The organism is Paraburkholderia sediminicola, assembly GCF_046030555.1.
Taxonomy (GTDB): domain Bacteria; phylum Pseudomonadota; class Gammaproteobacteria; order Burkholderiales; family Burkholderiaceae; genus Paraburkholderia; species Paraburkholderia sediminicola_E.
Genome location: NZ_JAQQCH010000003.1, coordinates 88,449 through 112,155 on the forward strand (window position 1 = coordinate 88,449; position 23,707 = coordinate 112,155).

Annotated in this window: 24 protein-coding genes and 2 pseudogenes; 13 read left to right on the forward strand and 13 right to left on the reverse strand. The window is 59.4% G+C overall.

What is annotated here, in order from left to right; translation table 11 throughout:
• Window positions 1-4: 4 nt before the first annotated feature.
• The 4 genes from phnY to psrA form a co-directional block, all read right to left on the reverse strand.
• Window positions 5-1,456, reverse strand: coding sequence for a phosphonoacetaldehyde dehydrogenase (gene phnY, locus PQQ52_RS06155; RefSeq protein ID WP_408207931.1), 1,452 nt, complete (start codon window positions 1,454-1,456; stop codon window positions 5-7).
• Window positions 1,453-2,748, reverse strand: a complete 1,296-nt coding sequence (phnA, locus tag PQQ52_RS06160) for a phosphonoacetate hydrolase (protein WP_408207934.1) — start codon at window positions 2,746-2,748, stop codon at window positions 1,453-1,455. The genes phnY and phnA overlap by 4 nt, the downstream gene beginning before the upstream one ends.
• Before the next feature lie 26 nt (window positions 2,749-2,774).
• Window positions 2,775-4,079 carry an MFS transporter gene (locus PQQ52_RS06165; protein ID WP_408207937.1) on the reverse strand — a complete coding sequence of 435 codons (1,305 nt, stop codon included), beginning with the start codon at window positions 4,077-4,079 and terminating at the stop codon, window positions 2,775-2,777.
• Between the two features lie 179 nt (window positions 4,080-4,258).
• Entirely contained in the window at window positions 4,259-5,350 is a 1,092-nt protein-coding gene (psrA, locus tag PQQ52_RS06170) for an iron-containing alcohol dehydrogenase PsrA (protein WP_408207940.1), read from the reverse strand.
• Between the two features lie 116 nt (window positions 5,351-5,466).
• Between psrA and PQQ52_RS06175 the strand changes: the two genes are divergently transcribed.
• The gene (locus PQQ52_RS06175; RefSeq protein WP_408207942.1) at window positions 5,467-6,345 is read left to right on the forward strand and encodes a LysR substrate-binding domain-containing protein; all 879 of its coding nucleotides are present in this window, start codon (window positions 5,467-5,469) and stop codon (window positions 6,343-6,345) included.
• A 78-nt stretch (window positions 6,346-6,423) separates the two neighbouring features.
• On the opposite strand, the gene PQQ52_RS06180 is transcribed toward PQQ52_RS06175, so the two are convergent.
• Together PQQ52_RS06180 and PQQ52_RS06185 are read right to left on the reverse strand one after the other, a co-directional pair.
• On the reverse strand, window positions 6,424-6,858 hold the full coding sequence (locus PQQ52_RS06180; RefSeq protein WP_408207944.1) for a hypothetical protein: 435 nt from the start codon (window positions 6,856-6,858) through the stop codon (window positions 6,424-6,426).
• Between the two features lie 121 nt (window positions 6,859-6,979).
• Window positions 6,980-8,017 (reverse strand): MDR family NADP-dependent oxidoreductase, encoded by a 1,038-nt coding sequence (locus PQQ52_RS06185; protein WP_408207947.1) that lies wholly within the window; start codon window positions 8,015-8,017, stop codon window positions 6,980-6,982.
• Window positions 8,018-8,195: 178 nt separating this feature from the next.
• Between PQQ52_RS06185 and PQQ52_RS06190 the strand changes: the two genes are divergently transcribed.
• Both PQQ52_RS06190 and PQQ52_RS06195 read left to right on the forward strand, forming a co-directional pair.
• The gene (locus PQQ52_RS06190; RefSeq protein ID WP_408207950.1) at window positions 8,196-8,732 is read left to right on the forward strand and encodes a TetR/AcrR family transcriptional regulator; all 537 of its coding nucleotides are present in this window, start codon (window positions 8,196-8,198) and stop codon (window positions 8,730-8,732) included.
• 122 nt (window positions 8,733-8,854) lie between these two features.
• The gene (locus PQQ52_RS06195) at window positions 8,855-9,301 is read left to right on the forward strand and encodes a VOC family protein (protein ID WP_408207953.1); all 447 of its coding nucleotides are present in this window, start codon (window positions 8,855-8,857) and stop codon (window positions 9,299-9,301) included.
• A gap of 187 nt (window positions 9,302-9,488) precedes the next feature.
• Here the strand turns inward: PQQ52_RS06195 and PQQ52_RS06200 are convergent, their stop codons facing one another.
• Window positions 9,489-10,154 (reverse strand): glutathione S-transferase family protein, encoded by a 666-nt coding sequence (locus tag PQQ52_RS06200; protein WP_408207955.1) that lies wholly within the window; start codon window positions 10,152-10,154, stop codon window positions 9,489-9,491.
• Between the two features lie 355 nt (window positions 10,155-10,509).
• On the opposite strand from PQQ52_RS06200, the gene PQQ52_RS06205 reads away from it, so the two are divergent.
• Genes PQQ52_RS06205 through PQQ52_RS06215 form a run of 3 tightly spaced genes read left to right on the forward strand, consistent with a single transcriptional unit; the run spans window position 10,510 to window position 11,681 of the window.
• The gene (locus tag PQQ52_RS06205) at window positions 10,510-11,052 is read left to right on the forward strand and encodes a LysR substrate-binding domain-containing protein (RefSeq protein WP_408208617.1); all 543 of its coding nucleotides are present in this window, start codon (window positions 10,510-10,512) and stop codon (window positions 11,050-11,052) included.
• Complete coding sequence (locus PQQ52_RS06210) at window positions 11,052-11,303, forward strand: hypothetical protein (protein ID WP_408208620.1); 252 nt, start codon at window positions 11,052-11,054, stop codon at window positions 11,301-11,303. Before PQQ52_RS06205 ends, PQQ52_RS06210 begins: the two co-directional genes overlap by 1 nt.
• A gap of 21 nt (window positions 11,304-11,324) precedes the next feature.
• Window positions 11,325-11,681, forward strand: a complete 357-nt coding sequence (locus PQQ52_RS06215; protein ID WP_408207958.1) for a cupin domain-containing protein — start codon at window positions 11,325-11,327, stop codon at window positions 11,679-11,681.
• A gap of 96 nt (window positions 11,682-11,777) precedes the next feature.
• On the opposite strand, the gene PQQ52_RS06220 is transcribed toward PQQ52_RS06215, so the two are convergent.
• Window positions 11,778-12,692 (reverse strand): LysR family transcriptional regulator, encoded by a 915-nt coding sequence (locus PQQ52_RS06220; RefSeq protein WP_408207961.1) that lies wholly within the window; start codon window positions 12,690-12,692, stop codon window positions 11,778-11,780.
• Window positions 12,693-12,870: 178 nt separating this feature from the next.
• Between PQQ52_RS06220 and PQQ52_RS06225 the strand changes: the two genes are divergently transcribed.
• The 3 genes from PQQ52_RS06225 to PQQ52_RS06235 all read left to right on the forward strand — a co-directional run bounded on the left by PQQ52_RS06225 (window position 12,871) and on the right by PQQ52_RS06235 (window position 15,666).
• Window positions 12,871-14,223 (forward strand): nucleobase:cation symporter-2 family protein, encoded by a 1,353-nt coding sequence (locus PQQ52_RS06225; protein WP_408207963.1) that lies wholly within the window; start codon window positions 12,871-12,873, stop codon window positions 14,221-14,223.
• A gap of 43 nt (window positions 14,224-14,266) precedes the next feature.
• Entirely contained in the window at window positions 14,267-14,776 is a 510-nt protein-coding gene (locus PQQ52_RS06230; RefSeq protein ID WP_408207966.1) for a nucleoside deaminase, read from the forward strand.
• Window positions 14,777-14,916: 140 nt separating this feature from the next.
• Window positions 14,917-15,666: a nicotinamidase gene (locus PQQ52_RS06235; protein WP_408208623.1), complete on the forward strand. Its 750-nt coding sequence runs from the start codon at window positions 14,917-14,919 to the stop codon at window positions 15,664-15,666.
• A 282-nt stretch (window positions 15,667-15,948) separates the two neighbouring features.
• Here PQQ52_RS06235 and PQQ52_RS06240 read toward each other — a convergent pair whose 3' ends face one another.
• Both PQQ52_RS06240 and PQQ52_RS06245 read right to left on the reverse strand, forming a co-directional pair.
• Window positions 15,949-16,398 carry an ester cyclase gene (locus PQQ52_RS06240; protein WP_408207969.1) on the reverse strand — a complete coding sequence of 150 codons (450 nt, stop codon included), beginning with the start codon at window positions 16,396-16,398 and terminating at the stop codon, window positions 15,949-15,951.
• Window positions 16,399-17,313: 915 nt separating this feature from the next.
• Window positions 17,314-18,231, reverse strand: a complete 918-nt coding sequence (locus PQQ52_RS06245) for a LysR family transcriptional regulator (protein ID WP_408207972.1) — start codon at window positions 18,229-18,231, stop codon at window positions 17,314-17,316.
• Window positions 18,232-18,389: 158 nt separating this feature from the next.
• Here PQQ52_RS06245 and PQQ52_RS06250 point away from each other — a divergent pair, with 158 nt between their 5' ends.
• From PQQ52_RS06250 to PQQ52_RS06265, 4 genes and pseudogenes are all read left to right on the forward strand, one after another.
• Entirely contained in the window at window positions 18,390-19,637 is a 1,248-nt protein-coding gene (locus tag PQQ52_RS06250; RefSeq protein ID WP_408207975.1) for a metal-dependent hydrolase family protein, read from the forward strand.
• Window positions 19,638-19,702: 65 nt separating this feature from the next.
• Window positions 19,703-19,972: pseudogene (locus PQQ52_RS06255) on the forward strand (MFS transporter); the annotation flags it as partial.
• Window positions 19,965-20,561: an MFS transporter gene (locus tag PQQ52_RS06260; protein WP_408207978.1), complete on the forward strand. Its 597-nt coding sequence runs from the start codon at window positions 19,965-19,967 to the stop codon at window positions 20,559-20,561. The pseudogene PQQ52_RS06255 and the gene PQQ52_RS06260, both read left to right, overlap by 8 nt.
• A 134-nt stretch (window positions 20,562-20,695) precedes the next feature.
• Window positions 20,696-20,893 (forward strand): annotated as a pseudogene (locus tag PQQ52_RS06265) (SH3 domain-containing protein); the annotation flags it as partial.
• A 248-nt stretch (window positions 20,894-21,141) separates the two neighbouring features.
• Here PQQ52_RS06265 and PQQ52_RS06270 read toward each other — a convergent pair.
• From PQQ52_RS06270 to PQQ52_RS06280, 3 genes are all read right to left on the reverse strand, one after another.
• A complete protein-coding gene (locus tag PQQ52_RS06270) occupies window positions 21,142-21,675 on the reverse strand; it encodes a DNA-3-methyladenine glycosylase I (protein ID WP_408208626.1) in 534 nt (177 codons plus the stop codon).
• 308 nt (window positions 21,676-21,983) lie between these two features.
• A complete protein-coding gene (locus tag PQQ52_RS06275) occupies window positions 21,984-22,619 on the reverse strand; it encodes a 2OG-Fe(II) oxygenase (RefSeq protein WP_408207980.1) in 636 nt (211 codons plus the stop codon).
• A gap of 246 nt (window positions 22,620-22,865) precedes the next feature.
• The gene (locus PQQ52_RS06280; protein WP_408207982.1) at window positions 22,866-23,612 is read right to left on the reverse strand and encodes a 4Fe-4S domain-containing protein; all 747 of its coding nucleotides are present in this window, start codon (window positions 23,610-23,612) and stop codon (window positions 22,866-22,868) included.
• Between the last annotated feature and the right edge of the window lie 95 nt (window positions 23,613-23,707).

Consider the following 23,707-nt stretch of genomic DNA (forward strand, 5'->3'; position numbering starts at 1 on the left):
GGCTTCAGCCCCATGGCAACGTAAAAGTCTTCACGTTCGTGAAGCTCTTCATCGCTTCCTGGACGCCCTCCTTATGGCCCAGCCCCGAATCTTTTATGCCGCCAAACGGCGTCAACTCGATGCGGTAGCCAGGCACCTCCCAAACGTTGACCGTGCCCACATTGAGCTCATTCGCGAACCGCGTGACATTCTCGAGACTGTCCGTGCAGACGCCCGAAGACAGACCATACGCTGTGCCGTTGGCGATCCGGATGGCGTCGTCGAGATCGTTGAATGCAATGATCGGCGAGACCGGACCGAACGTCTCCTGCGCAACGAGTTCCATCGCGGGCGTGACGCGATCCAGCACTGTCGGCGGAAAGAGCGCGCCTTGGCGCTCGTTGCCGACCAACAGGCGTGCACCCTGCGCGACGGCCTGATTCACCCGCGCTTCGAACAGTGCGGCGGCCGCTTCGTCGATAACCGTCCCCATGTCGTTATTGGCATCACTCGGGTCTCCGCACTTCCACGCCCGGGTCTTCTCGACCACCAGTTCGGTGAAGCGATCAGCCACCGTCCGTTGCACCAGAATCCGTTTGATCGCTGTGCAGCGTTGCCCGGAGTTTTTGTACGAACCGAGCACTGCAAGATCAGAAGCGCGGTCGAGATCGGCGTCGTCCATCACGATCAGCGGATCGTTGCCGCCAAGCTCGAGCACCACGCGCCGATAGCCGGCCCGCTCGGCGATGTATTTGCCGATGGCAACGCCGCCCGTGAACGTCACCAGCGCGACGTTCGAGTTCGTGATCAGCTCGTCGGCAATCTCTGCCGGATCGCCTGTCACGACCTGCAGCATCGGCGGCGGCAACCCGGCTTCATATAGCAGATCCGCCAGGTAGTACGCGGATAGCGGCACCTTTTCGGACGGCTTCAACACGGTGCGGTTGTTGGTGGCGATTGCCGGCGCGATCTTGTGCGCCACCTGGTTCATCGGGTGATTGAACGGTGTGATCGCCGTAATGACACCGAGAAGCGGTTCACGCTGCGTGATCACGCGGCGCTTCTTTCCGTGGGGCGTGAGGTCGCACGAGAACACCTGCCCGTCGTCACGCAACGCCTCGTTCGCGGAGAAATTGAACACATCGGCCACGCGCCCGATCTCATAGCGCGAGTCTTTCAGGCACAGACCCGATTCGAGCGTAATGAGCGCGGCCGCTTCTTCAGTCCGGCTACGCAGCAGTTCCGCAGCGCGGTTGAGGATCGATGCGCGCTCGAAGCGCGACAGCGTCGGCCGGTATCGGAGTGCGACCTCGTAGGCGAGGCGCACGTCGCCGACCGACGCCTTCGGCACGGTGCCCACCACGTCCCCGGTGTAGGGATTGGTTACTTCGATCACGCGGTCGCGCGTCAGCTTTTTACCGTCGATGCGCAGCGCCTCTTCGCGGAACTGCGGCGGTTTCAGATCGATAGGGTTCATGCGTGCTGCTCCGGACGCGATGCAACGGCAGGTTGTTCCTGAAGTTCGTTCAACGCGATATCGAATACGTCGAAATTCCTCAAAGTCCGGCCTTCGAGCGACCCGGCAAGCGCGCGGTTGAACAGCAAGGGCACGGTCTGCTCCGACAAGCCGCCGTGCGAGCGCAACGGCACGGTCAGCCCCGAAAGATCGTGCGCCGCGGCGCTGCTGCCGAGCACATAGGATTTGTCACTGATGACGACGAGATCGCCCACACGGTCGGGTGGTAATTCGAAGCGTGCGCACGCTTCTTCGCGGGTCAACACCGCCTCGATATGCGGCAATCCGGCCAGCCGCCTACGCAACTCAACGCCGTCGTCATTGGCCGGCAGATACACCGTCGCGTACGAGCCGAGCGCTCCGTGGTGGCGGACATACGGATCCGTGATCGGCAGGATCACGCGCACACCGCCCTCTTCGACGCCGCGCCCGAGCCAGTCATCGAGCAGGTCCTGCAGATAGATGATGTTCGGCTCGCCCGTCTTCGGGTCGTGTTTGGCGTTCATCCCGTGATCCGCGGTGATGCCAATTACGGCTCCCAGTTCGTGCAGGCGCAACAGATACCGGTCCATCATCGCGTAAAACGCGTTCGCGCCGTCGGTGCCCGGAGCAAACTTGTGCTGGACGTAGTCGGTCGTCGACAGATACATCAGATCCACGCGATCGTTTTCGAGCAGCCACACGCCGGTCGCGAAGACGAATTCGGAGAGGTCCGCGCTGTACACCTCGGGCAGCGGCTTGCCGACGCGCTCCAGCACCTGATCGATGCCATTCGCCTCGACGGTGGCCTCGTTCGCCTTTTCCGCGGACAAGCAGATCCCGCGTAGACCGTGACCAAGCAGCGCACGCAACTTGTCTTTCGCGGTGACCACAGCGACGCGGGAGCCCGCTTCTGCGGCGGCGGCCAGCAGGGTGCCGGCCCGCAAATAGCGCGGATCGTTCATCAGCACTTCGCGGCCACGGCCTTCGTCGGCATCACGATCGTAGAAATAGTTACCGCAGATGCCGTGCACGGCCGGCGGTGCGCCGCACACGATCGAGAGGTTATTCGGGTTGGTGAAAGATGGCATCACGCATTTCGCGTGCAGCGCCGTGCCGTTTTCGAGCAGCTCGCGCAGGAACGGCGTGGCGCCCGCTTCTGCCGCCCGGTTCAGATAGTCGTATTCGCAACCGTCGACACAGACGATCACCGTCGGCCGATGCGGCAAGCGATAGCTTCGGCCATTGACGGCTATGGTTGAAACTGGATTCATATCATGCTCCCCTGGAGGTCAGATGTTCAGAACGTGCGCCGGATGAAGTACGTACAAACCGAGCTGAGCAACCCAACACACGCGATATAGAGGGCAATCCACCACGGCTGCAAATTGCCGTAGTGCAGCAGCGCCGTTGCGACGAGCGGTGTGATCGAGCTGGAGACAATGCCCGATACCTGGTACACGATGGAGATGCCGCTATAGCGCACCCGCGTATCGAACAGTTCGCAAAACATCGCGGCTTCGGGCCCGTAGACGAACGCGTAGATCACACCGAGCACGATCACGATGGTGGCGGTCACGGCAGCGAGACTGGTCGAGTAATGAAAGACCGCAAAGGCCGGCCACGCGCTCAGGCCGCAGGCCAGCGCACCCCAGCCGAACACCTTGCGGCGGCCAATCCGGTCCGACAGGCGCGACGCGACCGGAATCATGAACATCAGCACCAGTGCGGCAAGCGTCACGGCCACGAGGATCGCCGACTTCGCATAGTGATGGATGCCGATCAGGTAGCTCAGCGCGAACACCGCATACACGTTGAAAATCACACCGTCGATATAGCGCGCACCCCAACCCAGGAACACGTTCTTGCGGTAATCGGTGAATACCTCGCGCGCCGGTACTTTCGCGACCGCATGCGTGTCGCGAATCTTCGTGAACGCGGGCGTCTCGACGATGCGCAACCGGATAAACATGCCCACGGCAACGAGCAGGATGCTGGCCATGAAGGCGGCCCGCCAGCCCCACTGCAGGAATGCCTCGGGCGTCAACCAGGTCGTCAGTGCAGCTACCGCGCCGCTGCTCAGGCACAGACCGATTGCGAGTCCGATCTGCGGATATGACGCGTACAGGCCGCGGTGTTTGCGAGGCGCATACTCGAACGCCATCAGCACCGCACCGCCCCACTCGCCGCCCAGCCCAATACCCTGCAGCAGCCGCAACAAGAGCAAACAGGCCGGCGCCCAGATGCCGATCGACGCATAAGTCGGCAGTATCCCGATCAGGAACGTGGACACGCCCATGATGGAAAGCGTGAGCACCAGCAATGGCTTGCGTCCGAACCGGTCGCCGAAATGGCCGAAGATCACACCACCGAGCGGCCGGGTGACAAAGCCGACCGCATACACCGTATAGGCCAGCATGGTGGAAACGAAAGCGTTCCCCGTCGGAAAGAAAAGCTTGTCGAATACGAGTCCGGTGATCGTGCCGTAGAGGAAAAAGTCATACCATTCGACCGTCGTGCCGATCAGACTGGCGAGGGCAACCGACTTCACAGACCTGGCGTCGACGTTGACTGCCGTGCCTCCTGCAATATCCACTGCTTCCATTGCTTGTCTCCTGATAGTTGCCGGGCCCGTGACGTCGTGTGACGTCCGCTGCCTCGGCACTTGCCGTTCATGCGGCTTTTGTTGTGCTGCAAGATACGCCGGTGCGAACCGGATGCTTCTTTTCCTCCTCTATCACCATCGCGTGGTGCTGATCCCCTTGGCGCGCTGCTGCGAAAACTTCAGGCCGCTGCGGCGATGAAATTGCGTCCGCGCGGCCCACTGAGTGCGTGCGCAATCATCCTGTCCGACTCCTCAACACTGACGCCGTAACTCGAGAACGATGTTTGCACACCCAACGCTTCGAGGAAATCGGTCAGATAGTCCCGCGCATCGGCCAGTGGGCACGGAAAGACTTTCGCGAGCACGGCGTCGCGCGCAGCGCTTTTTCCAAGCGCGAGATCCAGCACCATGGGCAGCGTGAACGAACATGCGATGCCATGCGGCAGACCGTGATGGATCGTCATTTCATACGAAATGGAATGGGCCAGTGCGGTCTTCGTATTGGAGAACGCAAGCCCGGCTTTGAGCGCTGCGAGCGAAGCCTGTTCGCGTAGCTTCCGGTCCTGCAGATTCCCGACGAGCGCCGGCAACGTGGCTAGCATGTCGCGCGCAGCAGACACGGCGAATTCATCGGAAATCGGGTTCGAATTGACGTTCCAAATGGCTTCGAGCGCGTGCGAAAGCGCATCGAGACCGCTCTGCACCGTGACCGAGTGCGGCAGCGACAGCGTGAGATCCGGATCGACGATCGCGGCCTCCGGCCACGTCTGCGGGAGCTGCAGCGAATACTTGCGCTGCTTGATCGTGCGGTCCCAGATCGTCGCCCACGGTGTCACTTCGCTGCCGGTGCCTGCGGTAGTCGGCACCGTGATCAGCGACTTCACACGCGGCGGTGTGAACGGCTTGCCCGTATCGAGCAAGGCCAGTAGTTCGTCAAACTCATTGCTTTGTGTTCCGACCATCAGCGCTTTCGCCGTGTCGAGCACACTGCCGCCGCCGATCGCGACCACGACCGGGCAATCCTCGTGCTTTCGCCAGAAATCGCGATACATCCCGGCGAGGTGGGTGACGTCCGGGTTCGGCTGTACGTCGTCGATTACCGCGACCACGCTGTCGCCGCACAACTCGCTCACACGCTGCACGAGACCGATCTGCGCCGCCTCCGCGAACGTGACGACAACGGCGCGGCGGCCATTGAGAATCTCAGGTAGCCGAGCGATACAGCCGGGACCGAAATTCACCTCTACAGGATTCCAAAAGACACCGTTCATCGTCTCCCCTCGTTTTGTGGACTGTCGTTACGGATGAATTATGGGAAATATCGATGTATAGTAAAAATACAAATATTTCTGTCGATGTATTCAACCAATCTATGCGACTGACTCAATTGCGCTCGTTTTACGCCGTCGGCAAGCACGGCAGTGTCACGGCCGCCGCGCGGGCGCTGCACGTCAGTCAGCCGACTGTCACAACGCAGGTGCGGGATCTGGAGGAAAGCTACGGGGTGGAGCTGTTTCACCGCCGCGGCCGTCGGATCATCCTGACCGCAGCCGGGGAAACCCTGTTCGCCATTGCCCAGCGGATGTTCGGCAACGAACAGGAGGCAATCGACTTTCTGAAGGAATCGGCGGGCCTCAGTACCGGAATCATCCACGTGGGCGCGGTCGGGCCACTACATGCAATGGAAATCGTCGCGGCGTTTCATCTTCGCTACCCGGGATTGCGCGTATCGATCCGGCTCGGCAACTCAGAGGAAACCGTACGCGGCCTGTTGTCGTATGAAACGGACGTCGCCGTGCTGGCGCAATACGGCGCCAACCCTTTGCTTCACTACGTGCCCTATCGTCAGCACCCACTGGTCATCATCGTGCCAGCGAAGCATCGGCTGGCGCGCCGGCGCAGCGTCCGTCTGGAAGAACTTCGTGACGAGCCCATGATCATGCGCGAGCCGGGCTCCACCACCCGCAAGGCGCTGGAAGACGCACTACGCCAGCACGACATCGAGCCAAACTTTGCGCTGGAGGTGGGTAGCCGGGAGGCCGTGCGCGAAGCGGTCATATTTGGGCTCGGAATAGCGGCGGTGTCGGAACGCGAGCATGTCGACGACTCCCGACTGCGCAAGCTGACGATCCAGGGCGAGCAGGTGTTGACTCACGCGCATGTCGCCTGCCTCGCCGAGCGCAAGGCCGCGCGGCTCGTGCAGGCTTTCCTGGATGTGGTCAATCAGGTGTTGATCGAAAAAGACGCTGAGGCTGCCGCGAGCTAGAAGCGTACTGGCAGCGTGGCGTTCGGGCCCGAATGTGCACGGCGCTTTGCAATGCGGTTGGGTCCCTTAAGGTCTCCGCTATCTGGAAAGGTTGTAGCTTGAGATAACACCTTTTCTGAAATGAATACTAAGCCCTGCATATTTTTGCGTTGGCGCGACTGCATCGATTGCGCGACTCTTCGTGTCCAAAGCATTTTCGTAAGTCGACACTGTTCCAAGGGAAATATGATTTGCCAGGAGACCCAGCGCCTGACGCATACCTTTGTTTTCAACGTCTGAGGGTCGATAGTTCCAGCTTTCGCCGCCGTCTGAATCGACACTTGGACTGGGTGGCTCGCCATAAATCTGACGAACCTCCGCTGTCGTAGTTTTACCGACGATGAGATGCTCTTTCACGAATTGAGGATCGAACTTCGACATATCGGGGCCCGCCGTGGCGCCTCGGGGAGCAAGGCTGCTGCACGCTGAGAGGATCGCAGCGACGCTGACAATGGTTATTATCTTTTTCATCATTCCCTCATCACCTTATTGATTGTTTTCTGTAGGGGACACGACTCTGGAGTCTGGCGCACTCAATACGGCGCACTACGTCCGCCAATTTCCGCGCTGCCGGGAGGGTGAAACGATCGCGCGCTCAAGCGTGAGGCTTCACGACCACCGCCCCAAAATATTCCCCCTTGATCACTCGCTCCAGGGCCTGAGGCGCACATTCGAGTCCTACGATGATTTCGTGCGGAAAACGAATGCTGCCGGCTCCTAGCCACTCGGCGAATCGATTGATCCACTCAGCATGCACGTGAGGATCATCGTCCGCGCTGTAACCGCGCAACGTAATCTTCTTCCGAAGAAGCTGGATCGAATCCAACTCGACCGGCGCGGTTCGGCCGGAGCCGTGAGTCGCCAATTGCCCCGACAACGCGCCGAGAATCACGACACGGGCGCCGACACGTGCGTTGGAAATGGCTGCCTGCAACTGTTCGCCTCCGACGTTATCGATGACGACATCGATGCCTTGGGGCGCGACTTCGGCAAGTTGCTCGACCATCCGTATGGCACCGCGGAACACCCCTGCGTCATACCCCAACTCGGACACAAGGCGGGCTGCCTTTTCTTCGGAGCTGGTACTGCCGATCACGCGGTGCGCACCGAGCAATCGCGCGATCTGTCCGGCCATTGAACCGATCGCGCCCGCAGCACTGGAAACGAATACCGTGTCGCCAGCCCGGATCTGCACACCGCGCGTGAGCGCTGCATAAGCCGTCCATCCATGCCCCAGGTACCCGATCGGGTCCGGCAATCCAGGCTCTACCGGCCGGCATTGTGCGATGGGCACGGTCGCGTATTCGCGCCAGCCCCGGAAATGCAGAACCAGATCACCAGGCGAGAACCCGCTGCCTGCGGGCGCTGAAACGACTTCGCCCAGCGCTTCTCCTGCGAGGGTCTCGCCCTCGCGCAGGGCCGAAAACGGTACGCCTTCCACATCCTCGGCTCCATTGCTGATCATCATGCGAAGTGAAGCCGATACGAGGAAGTAGCGATTGCGGACCAGCACCTCGCCGTCCACGGGTATCGGCAACGGAACCGAAACGATCTCGACGTTGCCGGCGCTGGGCAGGCCCTCGGGTCTGACCTTCAATCGAACTTCGCGACAGGTGTCAGGTATGGCGGTCATCTGGGCGTCCTCGCGAGATGGGCGTGCAATTCATTGTCAAGTGCGTCGAATAATGTGAGCATGGGGCTCATATTCACTTGAGGGCAGTGATTTGGCTACTCGCATTCCCACGCGCGCGTTAACGATGCGCAAAGCCCCACGGCAAGCGCGTTCGCGCGCTACGGTCGAGGCGATTCTTATGGCAGGCGCTCAGGTTTTGGGGCGCCGGGGCTGGGCTCGATTCACAACGAATGAGGTCGCTGAAGTCGCCGGCGTGAGCATTGGCTCTTTGTACCAATACTTTCCAAACAAGGACGTGTTGGTGGAGGCGATCATGGGCCGCCACTTCGACGAAATTCTCGCGGTATTACGCGGAATCGGCGACGAGACGATGACTCTCGCACGGCGAGTCGAGCAACTGGTCGACGGCATGATCGGCGTCCATAGCATCAATCCGGCGCTCCATCACGTGCTGCTCGAGGAGGCACCCTACGTCGAAGGTTTGAGCTCCGCTCACGACACGTTCGAGACGGAGTATCTCGGATGCTATACGGCGATGGTTGTGTCAACGGGGAAACGACGCGGGCGGGAATCCGTCGCAATGGCTGCGCAAGTTCTTGCGTCTGCCGTTGCGGGTGTGATTCATGATGCAGCGTACAGAGGGACGTTGAGAAAGCCGATCCTGAAGCGGGAGCTTGTGGGGATGGTTAGCGCGTATATGCTCGGGTCGCCCTAGACACGCTGTGCGTAGCCGTGTTGGTCCTGGCTTGCGAAGCCTTGACTCGCACATGCGTAGGCGGCGAACCAGCAACGCAGACGAAAGATGTATGCGCTTCAGCCAGGCGCCAAGGAGACATCATGACAGTGAAGCGTATGGACAACGTCGGCATCGTGGTTGAAGACATCGATGCCGCCATTGAGTTTTTTGTCGAACTTGGCCTTGAGCTCGAGGGACGCGCCCCAATCGAAGGCCACTGGGCAGATGGCGTCACTGGATTGCACGGCATGCGCGTCGAAATTGCCATGATGCGTACGCCGGACGGTCACAGCCGGCTTGAGCTGTCCCGATTCCTTGCGCCGCCTGTGGTCGCCGATCATCGTCGCACCCCGGTGAACGCACTTGGTTACCTACGCGTCATGTTTGCCGTGGAGGACATCGACGATACGCTCGCCCGTCTCGGTAACCGCGGCGCGGAACTCGTCGGACAAGTGGTCCAGTACGAAAACACGTATCGGCTCTGCTATATCCGTGGCCCCGAAGGAATCCTTATCGGGCTCGCTCAAGAGCTCGGGCATGGCGCCTAACCCGTCCATCGAGCGGCGGCCAGCACCAGACAGCAGAGGGTCAGAACGGCCTTCTTGATAGCCGGCGTTCAAGTTCGCAGGGATCGACGTGCGGTGGAAATGCGTGTCCACGGTGCAATAGACGCGAAGTATCCGCGCAGGCCGTGTCGAACCCCAATGACGGCGTTGAGCCCAGAGTTGACCTTCATCAGCCGGTCGTTGGCTTGCCCGTGAAAACCGCCAATTGAGCGTCGAATGCGCGCTTGTAGGCGGGCCGCGCTTCGCCGCGGGCGACATAGGCGGAGAGGTTCGGATATTCGTCCAGCAGACCCGATGCTTTCAACCTGAGTAGCACTGCCACCATCATCAGGTCGCCCGCGCTGAACGCGCCATCGAGCCAGTCGGCGTTGCCAAGGCGACCGGAAAGCTCGCCCAGCCGGTCACGGATGCGATCCTCGACGATAGGCAAGCGCTGCTCGTACCAGGTCTTGTCGCGCTCCAGGAACCTGGTGGTTTGGAGATCGAGGATCGGCGGCTCAACCGTGTTGAGCGCGGCAAACATCCATGTGATCGCGCGTGCCCGGGCATTCGCATCGTCAGGTAGCAGGCCTCCATGGCGCTCCGCGATATGGAACACGATCGCGCCCGACTCGAACAGGGCAAGACCGCCTTCTTCATAGGTCGGAATCTGCCCAAAAGGATGAAGCGCTCGATGCGCGGGTTCCTTCATTGCCCCGAACGAAACAAAACGAACCTCGTAAGCTTGGCCCGCCTCTTCAAGCGCCCAGCGAACCCGCATGTCACGCGCCAGTCCCTTGCCGCGATCGGGCGACCGTTCAAAGGCAGTGATAACGGGGGTCAGTGGAGGGGTCATGGTGATTTCTCCTTTGCTGGATGTCTCGTTGAGTGCCCGATACGCAGGCTGATCGCTTACCTACTCGACGTTCGAGGCAGGGCTGAATCGACATTCCTGCGCCGGCGAACGACAGCAGGTGTTCACAGGGTTTCCGGTTCGAGCAAAGCGGCTAGCGCTGTTTGAGTCTGCCAGACGTGCGATTTTCCAGTACAGACCACTCACGCACCGTGATGACCGCGTCGGCGAAAGCTTGGGGTGCTTGCTGTGCCTGACCGAACCGGGCGATGGGCTCCTTCGCTAACAGATCGGGCTCTGGGCAGTGACGGAAAATTGCCGATTACGCTGTTTTACGCAATACTAGACCGAACAACTGATCACGGACCAGAGTTCGCCACGAGGGCGCCTTCGGGTAAGCGGTTCGATCCTGCATGGAAAAACATTCCTCGTGCCGCTCCTCGGCGACTTCATTCAAAGGCATCCCGGCATACTCGTTGACATCAATCTGACCGACGCCGTCGTGGACATTGCCGCAGGCCAGGCCGACGTTGCTTTGCGGTTAGGGCCGCTTCCCGACAGTCCCTTGACGGCACGCAAACTGGCCGAGACACACAAGGTTATCGTCGCTTCGCCAGATTATCTGGCCCGCCGCGGGACACCGCTGATACCGGAGGACCTGCTCAACCATGACTGCGTCAACTTCAACTTTAAACGCGCTGCGTCTGGTTGGCCGTTTCGCAAAGATGGCAACGATTATTCGTTGATGGTCAAAGGCCGCGTAGAGACCAACAATGGAGACACCCAGGGTCAACTCGCCGCAGAAGGAGTCGCTTTCAGCCCATCACAGCGGTCGCCATCAATGGGATGGATATCCTCACGGCGACCGCTGCTCATATCTTTATTGGAAAAATCAAGTTGATGAAGAAGACGAGAATTTCGATCGTTGTGTTCGTACTGGCCGTTCTCAGCCCGCTGGCGCATGCGAGCCTGGCTACTGGTGCCCACGAGTTCAAGAGCGATGTCAAGACGGCAGGCAAGAAGACCGGGCATGCTGTGCGCGACGCCGCACACGCGGTCGGCCACGGTACGAAGAAGGCCGGTCATGCCGTTGCCGGGGCAACAAAACACGGCTATCACGCGACGAAAAAGTTCGTGACAGGGCACGGATAAGGGTCGCTTCGCGGCAACGACATGATGCAACCGATCGATGTTGGTGCGATCGCTGGTGGCACGCTTCGAGGCTACTCGAATCAGATTCTGACCAGTGTGAACGACCACGATGTTCATTTGAGCATCATGGACGGGCCATATTTCTGGCACCTGCATCCCGATTCGGACGAAACATTCCTGGTCATCGAAGGCGCGCTCACCGTAGATTTCGACGATGGATCGATCGATCTCATGTCCGGCCAGTTGCTCACTGTGCCTGCAGGCATGCGTCATCGCACGCGGCCGCACGGCGCACGGTCCGTTAATCTAACGGTTGAAAAGGCTAATGCGACCACCGTCAAGTGCGAAGCACCCCAGAATTGGCCAGGAGCGTTCTGAGTGAAACGACGAAGAACGTTGTCCATCGTGAGTGGCGAAATATGTCCGTCTCCGCATAAAAGAACGCCAACGCGCCCCCCTGGTGGGCGATGCCGGCTACAGCGTGGTTGAGTTACCGTTCCGGTCGAGTTCATGCACCTTGTGCGACTGCAGCCGTTGCTTCAGCCACGCACCCGCTTTACCGAGCACGCGCGTCTTCGACCAGATAAGGTCGACGCCGACCAGCCAGTCTGTGTGCGGATAGGCGGCGAGTTGCAGCTCGACTAATTCTCCCTCGTCCAATTCGCGGCGGATTAACTGCCGGGGCAGCGTCGTCCAACCCAACCCCGCCCGCGTCATTTCCAGCAGCGCAAGATAGTTCTCCGCCTGCCAGCAGCGCGCTGAATCCAGATATTCGGTACTCGGCAATGTGTTGTTGTGTGCGCTGAACACGAGGCGCCGATGCGAACGTAGTTCCGCGAAGCTCACACTTTTCTGCTGGGCGAGGGGATGATCGCGGCGCGCAACATGCGCAAGAATGAGCTTGCCCATTTGCGAGAAACCCAGGTCGCGCGGATAGGCGGGCTGCGCGAATGCAATGCCAAGGTCCACTTCGCCTTTCAGCAGTAATTCGCTCACGTCACCTTGGAAGGGGTGGCGGATGTCGAGATCGACGTCAGCGAACTGGGTGGCGAAATCCATGATGGCTGGCATCAGTATGTTGTACGGCACTTCGATCGCCAGCGTGAGCCCTGGCTCGACCAGTTCGCCCAGATTGTTCGCATGCGACTCCAGGTCAAGGCAGCGTTCGAGCACCAACTCCGCCTCGTTGAGCAACTTGCGCCCCGCTGGCGTGAGCACGGGCAGCTTGCTGCCGCGGTCAAATAGCGTAAGCCCCCAGTCGACCTCGAGATTGGCAATCGCGATGCTTATGGTCGATTGCGTTTTGCCGAGACTACGCGCGGCAGCAGAAAAGGAACCCGTCTTCACGACGCGGGCGAACATTTCGAGCTGGTCGAGGGAATAACGCATCTGAGCTTTCCGGGTTTTTGATCTATTGAGAAAATCGATGGATGTTCACTTGGTGGCACTCCTGACGTGATGGATTATGGCGTACCGCCTGGCACATAGCCACACGCCAGGCCGTAGGGCTTACACGAAGCGCTGCCAGTAGATGGCGCTGTGGCAAGACACGAATCCAGGAGACAACATGAGCAACCAGAGTCCGACTCATCCGGTCGACGAGATACTTCCGCTTCGGCAGCTTGCCAGTTATGGGCTACAGCATGTGCTGGTGATGTATGCCGGCGCGGTTGCCGTGCCACTCATCCTCGGCAGTGCGCTGGGCTTGACGCAGCAACAGATGGTCACACTCATCAATGCCAATTTGCTGACATCGGGAATCGCCACGCTAATTCAGACAATCGGGTTCTGGAAGTTCGGCGCGCGGTTGCCGCTGATCCAGGGCTGCTCGTTCATCGCAATCGCGCCGATGATCATGATTGGCAAGCAGTATGGACTCACCTACGTGTTCGGCTCGGTGATCGCCGCGGGCGCGCTTACCATTCTGATCGCGCCTGTGTTCAGCCGCCTGTTGCGCTTCTTCCCCCCGGTGGTAATCGGCAGCCTGATAACGATCATCGGCGTGTCGTTGATGCCCGCCGCCGCAATCTGGCTCGGCGGCGGCGATCCGGGCGCGAGCAGTTTCGGCTCCGTCGCGAACCTGCTGCTCGGCTTTGCGACCGTGTGCGTCACCCTGTTCGTCTATGCGCGCTTCACTGGCTTCATCGGCAATCTCTCCGTGCTCGTGGGGCTCGTAGTCGGCACGATCATCGCGGTCGCATGCGGGATGACAAGCTTCGCGCACGTCGGCGACGCAGCATGGTTCGAGGTAAGTGCCCCGTTCGCGTTCGGCATGCCGGGTTTCGCGCTAACGCCCATTCTCGTGATGTCGCTCGCGATGCTCGTCATCATGGCGGAGACGACCGGCAACGTACTCGCGATCGGCACGATCATCGGGCGCCCATCGTCGCAGAGCACACTCGGCAACGCGTTTCGTGCCGACGGACTTTCGACGATGGTCGGTGGTGTCTTCAACAGCTTCCCGTACAACGCGTTCACGCAGAACACCGGCCTGATCGCACTCTCAAACGTGAAGAGCCGTTATGTAGTCGCGTCCGCGGGCGTCATCATGATCCTGATGGGGTTGTTTCCGAAGCTCGGCGCGTTGATCGCTTCGGTGCCGCGTCCGGTATTAGGCGGGTGCGCAATCGTCATGTTCGGCATGACCACCGTCGCGGGTATTCAGGAACTCTCGCGCGTGAAGTTCGATGGCACGCGCAACGCGATCATCGTCGCGGTGTCGGTCAGCGTCGGCGTGCTGCCGATGTCGTTTCCAGCCATCTTCGGTCACGTTAGTGGTCCCGCGAAGCTCATTCTCGATAGCGGAATTTTCCTGGGCGCGATTACCGCCATCGCACTCAACATCGTCCTCAACCGCGAAAAGCACGCTGCTGACACGCGGGATATCTCGCCCGTTCTACCCGATGGCACAGGCTTGTAAGCACATTAACTACACAACACTCAACAGAAGAGGAACAGACGAAATGACCGTAGACATTGCAATCGAACCGTCAGAACTGGGCGAGCGCGACATGGCGCTGCTGCGTGCGGCGATAGAGCTGGCGGACGAGTCGAGGCGCAACGGACGCCATCCATTCGCTGCCATCGTGGCCGACGAACACGGCAACCTGGTGGCGTCGGCGGGCAACAACTCGATGCCTCCCGAGGGGGACCCGACGCAGCATGCCGAGCTCGTCGCCGCAGCGAAGGCGGCACGCCTGCTGACGCCGGCACAGCTCGCTAAATGCACGCTCTATACGAGCGCTGAACCGTGCTGTATGTGCGCCGGCGCGATCTATTGGTGCAACATCGGCCGAGTCGTGTATGCGCTCTCGGAGCATCGGCTACTTGGATTGACTGGGGATCACGCAGAGAATCCGACATTCTCGTTGCCATGCCGTGAAGTGTTCGTCCGAGGACAGCGGCACGTAGAGGTAGTCGGCCCGTTGCTCGAGGACGAAGCTGCAGGTTCGCATCTCGGCTTCTGGTCGTAGGCGTGCGGCATGGGGGAGGTGGCAGACGAATGGATCAGGTTGCGCAAGGTGGCTTTTGACGAGACAGGTGCATCAAGATGAAGTCTGGAATAAATTTGGCGCCTCTATGATTGTCGTTTCAACCGAAAAGGGGATTCGCCATGGGAGAAAACCATCGTAGGGCACTGATCAAGTCGGCCGCCGCACTCGGTCTGGCCCATCTTTGCGGCCTTGGAAGCCTGAGCGCTTTGGCAGCGTCGGCTGCGTCAGGCAAACACATCAAGCCCGGCAGCAAATCCGCATTGATCGTCGTGGACGTGCAAAATTGTTTCATCGATGGCGGAACGCTGCCGGTGAAAGGCGGCGCCGAGGTCGTGCCACTCATTAACGAGTTGGCTAGCAAGTTCGAGAACATTGTCATTACCCAGGACTGGCACACGGCGGGACACGCGTCGTTCGCCAGCGCCCATCCCGGTAAGAAGCCGTTCGAGACGGTGCAGTTGTCGTACGGCACACAGGTCTTGTGGCCGGACCATTGCGTGCAAGGCACCGACGACGCCGCGCTCGACAAGGACCTCAAGCTGCCGACTGCACAAGTAATCATACGCAAGGGTTTTCACAAGGACATGGATAGCTATTCCGCATTTGAGGAAGCTGATCACAAGACAGAAACCGGCCTCTCGGGATACCTGAAGCAGCGGCGTATCGACACTGTGTTTGTGACCGGACTGGCGACTGACTTCTGCGTTGCATGGACAGCAATGGACGCCCGCAAGGCGGGGTTCGAGGCTTACGTCATCGAAGACGCAACGCGTCCGATTGACCTCAACGGCTCACTTGCGACTGCGCGAAAAAACATGGATCGCGTGGGCGTAAAGCGGATTCAGTCAAAGGATATCTTGTCGACGTGAGTGGACGACTCAGATCACTGCCCAGGATATCGCACAACCTTGGAAGCTAAGGTTGTGCCTGGGGTGTCCGACGTGCCCAAGAATATTTCAATATTTCGCTGCCAGGCTGTGCGCGGCCGTGAAGCGACGGTCGACGCTGTCGCCTCGAATGACTGTTCCTGGTCCAGGGTTGACCGTCGTGGTTGGCATCTAGCGCTACAACGGGCCGGGGTGTACCCGGCCCGTTGTAGCGCTAGATGCGCGTGGCGTTGCCCAAACATATCGGACGCAGCGTGCCTTTGATCAGGCTGTTTTTATGAGGCCGAGTTGCTGCAGAGCGGTCACGCCGTCGTCCAGGCCGATTTCTTCAACGATCCTGCCATCTTTTAGCTGGAGGACAGTCGTGCCAGTGAAGCGCATTTTCTGTCCGGTCGCACCCGGCAACGATCCAATGAGGAAATCGCTGAATGCCGGACCGGTGTGTGTGCCGCCACCTTCCCAACGACCGACTACATAGTCCCCCTCGGCGATGAGATCAGCGGCGCCCCAGAAGTTGAGATCCGGGAAAGCTTCGCGGAAATCGGTCATGAATGCCTTGATGTCCTTGCGGCCACGGCGCGGCTCGTGCAGCGAGTAGCGCAGAAGCATGTCAGGAGCGGCAAGCTCGTCGACAATGTCGAGGTTGCAGGTCTTGCCCCAGAAATCGGTGAACCAGCGGCCCACGATGGCCTTGTTGTCATCTTCCTTCGACATGGTGAATTCCTCATTGACTGTGGGTTGAAAGAGAGATGCACGATCGCCCCTCTCTGCCTGAACAATATTGGCGCGAGCAGTCAGCGGCCCCCCGTTTCTTGCTGAATACTAGAAGAATCGCCGTGCGGCTTGTGGTAACTATGGTCACTATGTCGTGCCGTTCGTAGGCAACCGCTTCAGCGGTCAATGGCGACAAAGCCGCATAACTATGTGTGTTAAGCGTGGCTCTACGTTTATCGCAATTGAACAGCAAGAAACGGAGTGCCTGTCCCGATCTGCTGCGTTAGCTTGAGCGTTCGATCCCGCACTAGCCGGGGTCGGCGGACGACGCGCGGCGCGTCCGAACCACAATTACCTCGCAGGCGCCCGAGATGCCAATTCTTTCATCGTCATCGCGCTCGCCTGTCTTTCATCGACTGGAGTTCGACCATGTTGCCATTTCTCTCGCTTCACGCTCTTGCAGCACAACGCGGCGACGGACTGCGCCCTGAACTTCTCGCCTTGTTCGAACGCCATGCCAGATTGGAGACTGGCCTGGCTGCCATCATCGAGCCTGCCGAAACAGCACTCCCTTGCCAAGCGGTAGACGTAGTTCCCAAAGTCCCTGTGCCGCTGTGCGGGGCCGATGAGTCTTCGGCGGAGGTCCCATGCCGCTGCGAAAGCGGACAGCGGGAAACGAGTTCTGAGTGACTCAAACGGGTCCAGCTTGTGTGAAAACGCGACGCTGACGCATTGACGATTGCACACGATCACCGACACGCGCCGACGGCCTCTCTGAGTCCGTCCAACGGTTACTGGTTTTCTTGAGTGTTATGTGAGAGAACGACCGCATCGCGAAAACATCGGGGCGCCCGCATCCCAAACGATCCGCCGACGACTCGGTATATCGTCCTTTGCTTCAACGGTTTGTGGCCTCTATTCTGTCTCGGACGTCGCGCCGGAAACGCCAAACAGGTCAATGATTTGCTGCTTCAGCCAACGATGGGCTCGGTCCTGTTCGCTTCGTTTGTGCCACAGCAGCTTAACTTGCCGCTGCGGCGCCGGAAGCGGAACAGGCAGGACGCAAAGCTCGTCGCGGTACGGGGTCTCCTGCGCGATGTCGACTGGAAGGACCGCAATAAAGTCGGTGGTGGTCAAAATACGCGGCGCGAGCAGGTAATGGTTGATGCTGACCTTCAGATTCCGCGCCAGTCCCTGCGATGACAAAAAGTCGTCATAAGACGGCTGGGTTTTTCCCGCAAGGCTGACGTCAAGATGTGCGGCGCTCAGAAACTGCTCCAACGTCATAACTCCCTGCGTGAGTGGGTGCCCTCGCCGCAGGACGCATCCGTATTCAAGGGTCCACAGGACACGCGTCTCGAGTGGGGTTGGTTTTTGTGATTCGTCAACGTAGACGCTGATCGCAAAATCGACCTCTCCCCGCTCGAGGGCCGGCGGCAAGTTAACAATCGTGTTCGGCATGCAATTCAAGGTGATGCCGGGCGCTTGCTGTTCGTGCAGACGCAGAAGTACCGGCAGTACTTTGTCGGCGACGTAATCCGAGCACATCAACGTAAATGTGGCCGCGGAATCAAGCGGTTCGAAACCGGATGGTTCTAGCGCGCTCCTGATCGCATTGAGGGGATCACGCAACGATTCCCAAAGCTCCAGCGCTTTCGGAGTTGGACGAATGCCCGATGAAGTCTTTTCGAAAACCGGATCCTCGAGGGCGTCACGCAGCCGGGACAATGCGTTACTTACTGCGGGCTGCGTGATATTGAGTTTCGCCGCAGCCCGCGTGACGTTGCCTTCCGACATCAGCACATCGAATACCTTCAGCAGATTCAGATCCATTCGACGATAGTTCACAGCGCTTATATCGCTTATCACGCGAATCAATTGGAGGACATTTTTCGACTTGGCCAGAATCGCCTCTGGTGGTCGTAGACCGGCATGGGAGTTCATGTACGTCAATGGTCGGCCCGCTAATCATAGCTTCTGAAGGCGCGGAAATGGAACGAATACTGCTTGAAAACTGTGCATTGCTTGATCCTCGCTGCGACGAACTAAAGCAAGGATTCAACGTGTTCGTTGAGGCAGGGGTCATTCGGGAAGTTTCCGATCGACCCCTTAGGATAAACACCGACATTGCTATCGACGTCGCCGGCAAGACCTTGATGCCTGGTCTGATCGACCTTCACGTGCATGTCACCGCCAGTCACTTCAATGTACCGGCGCAGGTGAGCATGCCCAACGTATTCGTAACGTTGCGAACCGTCCCCATCTTGCGAGGAATGCTGCAGCGGGGCTTCACCTCCGTACGTGATGCAGCTGGAGCCGAATTCGCCCTTGCTGACGCGGTCGAAAGCGGCCTGGTCGAAGGGCCACGGCTGTTCGTCTCGGGTCATGCCCTGAGCCAGACGGGCGGCCACGGCGATATGCGTATGCGCTCCGACTTTCTTTCTTCTTCCGACCTCTGCGCGTACGGCTTCCGTGTTGGAAGCTTTACGCGGATAGTCGACGGCGTTGATGCAGTGCGTAAGGCGGTCCGGGAAGAGCTTCAGATGGGTGCCCATCAGATCAAGATCATGGCCTCAGGCGGAGTCGCATCGCCGACCGACCCCGTCGACGCCTTGGGATATTCACTCGATGAGATCCGCGCTGCGGTCGACGAGGCAACCGCGCGCCATACGTATGTAATGGCGCACGCTTACACGCCCAAAGCGATCAAGCGGGCAGTGGAATGTGGTGTTCGCACGATCGAACACGGAAACCTCGTCGATCGGGAAGCCGCGGTGGTCATGCGCGAGCACGGAGCATATGCCGTACCGACATTGGTGACGTACGAAGCCCTGATCGGCGAAGGAGCCAGTCTTGGTTTGTTGCCGCAAAGCGTCGAAAAGGCAAGGTACGTCCGGAACGCCGGGATCGAATCACTGCAGATCTGGAAGGACGCCGGCGTGAAGATCGGTTTTGGAACGGACCTTCTTGGTGAATCGCATCGTTTGCAATCTGATGAATTCAGAATTCGCGCCGAAGTTCTATCGCCCGGCGAAATCATCGCCAGTGCAACAACGACCGCAGCCGAAATTCTGAACATGGAGGGATGGCTGGGAGTCATTGCGGAAGGTGCGATCGCCGACATGCTTGTCGTCGACGGCAATCCGCTGCGCGATCTGAATTGCCTCCTCGGACAGGGGGAACAGCTTGAGCTCATCATGAAAGGCGGGAAGCTGTACAAGAACCGTCTTGATAAATGAACAGAGACACGGACAGGAAGACCGAAAATCACGAAAACGGAGATTGCATGCACATAACCCCACCGATGGCCGACGGCCACAATCAGGTAGCGACGAAACCTCATGCGCTGGCCCCCACTTCGGGCGTCATAACTGCAGTTGTTCTAGGTAACGGCCTTGAGTTTTTTGACTTCACCGTCTACAGCTTCTTTGCCAGCATCATCGGCAAGCTGTATTTCCCCTCTCATGTTCCATTGATCTCGCTTCTGGCCGCAGTGGGAACCTTCGGCATTGGTTTCCTGCTTCGCCCGCTCGGGGCCATCGTCCTCGGAGGTTATGCAGACCGGCATGGTCAAGGATCACCTGCGGACCATTCTTGCGGTATCAAGCGTGGCTGCCGTGGGTACGTCAGCTACCTACGTCCTGATGTACTACATGCCCACCTACGCAACACGCTCGTTGGGCTTTCCTATGTCCACGGCGCTTCTCTCAAGCTGCCTCGCAGGTCTAATGATGCTGGTTCCCTGTCCGATCGCAGGCGTAATCTGTGATCGGATCGGCCGCAAGAGAGCGATCGCTATCGGCGTGCTCGCGATGGCCGTGCTTATCTACCCATCGTTCATGCTGCTCAGAGCCTTTCCGCGCATTGAAGTCTTGCTCGGCGTCATGTCCGTGTTGGTTTGTATCTATGTCATCTTTGCTGTGCCGCAGATCACGTTGATGGCCGAGCAGTTCCCGAAATCCGTGCGGGCGAGTGGTATGTCGATCGTGTACGCGATCGCGGTGGCCATCTTCGGTGGCTTCTCCCAACTCTTCGTCACACTGCTGATTGCCTGGACAGAAAGCGCTCTGGCGCCGGCCGGTTATTTGCTCGTCCTTTCATTGATTAGCCTGCTAGCGCTCTTCTTCATTACGGAACAGCCGGTTCAATCAGACGTCGTGTGAAAGCTCGGAGAAATTTGGTCTGATCGCCAGACGGCAACGGTAGCCCTGGTTCACCGGTGCGGTCACATCAGCCCCAGGGAGGAATCGTGCAAAAGAAAATCGTCATTCGAGCCATCGCGGGAGGCGTTTGCCTGATGGCGCTGTCCGGCGCGGCGTTCGCTCAATCGCTGGCGTATACGAATCAGCCCGTGGACGTTTATGCGGGTCCGTCCGGGGATTATCCGGTGGCTGCGCAGGTGCCGCCGGGCGCGCAGCTTACGGTGTACGGCTGCGTCTCCGATTACAGCTGGTGCGACGTCGAAGCGTCCGGACTGCGCGGCTGGGTCTACGGCGGATATCTCGACTATCCGTACCAGGGTACCGAGGTGCCGATCATGACTTACGGCGTGCAGATCGGGCTGCCGATCGTGGCGTTCTCATTCGGAACTTACTGGGATCACTACTATCGCGGCCAGCCTTGGTATCACGACCGGGTTGTGGGTCGACATGAGTCCCACGCGCCGGCAGAGTTCGACGAACAGAAGGAGACATCTGCCCGCCGTCGACAATTTCCGTCTGCCCGGCAGCAAGCTTTTGCCGGTCACCTGGACTGCCAGACCCCGGAGCTCCCACGACGGTGGCTGTCCAGCAAATGCGTGTCGATAATCCCTACTGCTTCCATAAGCGCATGCATCGTCGTAGGACCGACGAACGAAAAACCCTTTTTACGAAGTGCCTTGCTCAGTGCGGCCGACTCCTCGGAGACTGTGGGAACTTCTTCAATCGTTCGGGGACAAGGCGTGCTCGCCGGCTGAAATGACCAGATCAACCTGGCGAGGCCTCCGTCCTGGCGCAGTTCGATCGTCGCGATTGCGTTTTTTATCGTCGCCAGAATCTTGGCGCGATTGCGTATGATGCCGGAATCGGCTAGAAGACGCTGCACGTGCTGCTCGTCGAACCGCGCGACTGTGTCGGGGTCGAAGTTGCAGAATGCGGCACGAAATGCGTCTCTCTTCCTGAGAATCGTCGCCCACGACAAGCCTGACTGGAACGCCTCCAGCGAAAGCCTTTCAAACAATCCTCTTTCGTCTCGTACCGGCATGCCCCATTCAGTGTCGTAGTAGGCACGCAGCATTACATCAACCGCTGCCCATGGAGGCCGGGCCAGACCGTCATCGCCGATAACAACACTTCGCGCAGGCGCTGGCGAATTGTTCACCTCGTTCCGTGCGTTCCTCTGAGCCGATTTCGCCGTTGCGCCCAATTCAATTCTCCATTCCCCAGGTTCCACCGCGTATCTTAGCTTTAGCCGCAAGATTCGAATCGAAACCCTTCACGCCGGCACCTTCGTGACCGTGCATCTGGATATCACGATCCGGCGGGACGGCAAACTCCGGGTTGCGTAGGGCTTGGCCGGGTGCGAACGCATGCAAGCCAGCGAGATCACGCGCGGCGTCTGAACCATCCGGTGAGCGACAGGCGGTCGCGCGTCGCGGGCAATACTTCGTGCAACATATCGGCGGATAGAAACACCGCGATCCGGCTGCCAACCGGAGCGATGTCCCGCATGTCCAGGCCCTCTGGATGCAGTCGCAATGCACCGCCATGCTCAGGCAGCCAGTCTGCATTCAGATAGACGACGATCGACACCGTGCGGCTGTCGTCGTGGCGAAACTGATCGCGGTGTTGGAGATACGAAGCACCTGGCGTGTAGAACGCGAAATGGCTTTCGTATTCTTCGAGCCCCAGAAAAAGCCTGTGATTCAATGCGATCCGCAGCGCTTCCATGATCGCGAGGTACCGGTCGCAGGCTTCGGATTGACCCGCTTCCAGCCACTGTATCTGGTCGCCGCGGATGTTGGGTTGGAGCGAACGCGCCGCGCCCTGGCTGACGCGGGCCAGTGTGAGCATCCCCGCTGCTGCAAGCGTCGTACATTCCAGCGCCAGCGCGAGCGTCAGATCCGGCGGAAAAAAATTATCCTGTTCCGACCAGCCATGGAGATGAAGGTCATCCCCGATTCGTCGATGCCCTTCATCGCCGGGCGCATCGGAGTGCGCCGGTGAGTATGATCGGTTCACTGCCTGTTCCTTCGAACGAAGGTGCTGGTTGGGAATTCGAACTGTTGGTTAGTCAACCGCAATCACGATCGATTCCTCGTGCGCCGACTTGCCGTGCGACTTCATTCGACCTACGGATGAATCTGACGTTGCGTCCACTGAAGCTTGAGTTCAAGCGCTGTGAGCCAGTCCAGTTCCGTGCGGCCGGCTGTGCTGTAAGTACTGCGATGCCAACGGGGCGCCGCCTCCGGTTAGAACGGCACGCCACTATACCGTATGGCGACGAGAGGACGAGGAGCGAAGTTGGGTGGACCAGTCATACCAGCAGGCGTCTCGAAAGGCATGCAGAGCGTGCCTGCGGAAATCCCAGCACAGTGAGTCTCCAGAAAAAAGGGCGTGGCCGATGAGGAACATGACGCTTCCTCGTGTATGTCCCGCCATCGGAATGACCCGAACGCCCGGCAACATTTCATGCGCCAGATCACCCGTGATTACATCAGTGACGAACGGAGCGCCATCGGCATCGTTTGCATGCATCCAGACGCGGGCGCCGAAGCGCTTCGCATAGATGGCCGCGTCCGCGACATCGTCGCGGTGGGTCAGCAGGATATGATCCAATCCCCCGGCTTCCGCGATCCAGCGCTCAAGGTGGCCGGACCAGCGCGGCGCGTCGATCATCAGACGCAGGCCGCCCGCAAGCGTGACGTAGCTGTGAGCGCCGTACGAAGAGCGGGCGTTATACCCGAGCCGCCACACACCGGGAGCCAAGGCTTGCGGGAAGAGGCCTGTCGGCATCTTCAAACCTTTTGGCGGGCGAACGGCGGCCGCCGGACAGATGAGGACACCTCGCCACGCATCTTCTGTTTCTTGCTCACTGGCGGGCTGGTGAGCAAACGCCGAAGCGCGGTTTCGCTCGATGAACAGATTGGGAGCGGCCGTTCGAACCGCGCCGCAGTTAAAGCAAGCTGCGCTTACATGCCAATGATCGTCGACATCACCGTTGTCCTCCGCCATAGCGCGCTCCCGGCTGATATTGGGTAGACGGTTCAAAGATAGCATCTTTGCGCGATTGAGCATTGAGGTGCGTTTAGCTTGCCCTCGCGACGACG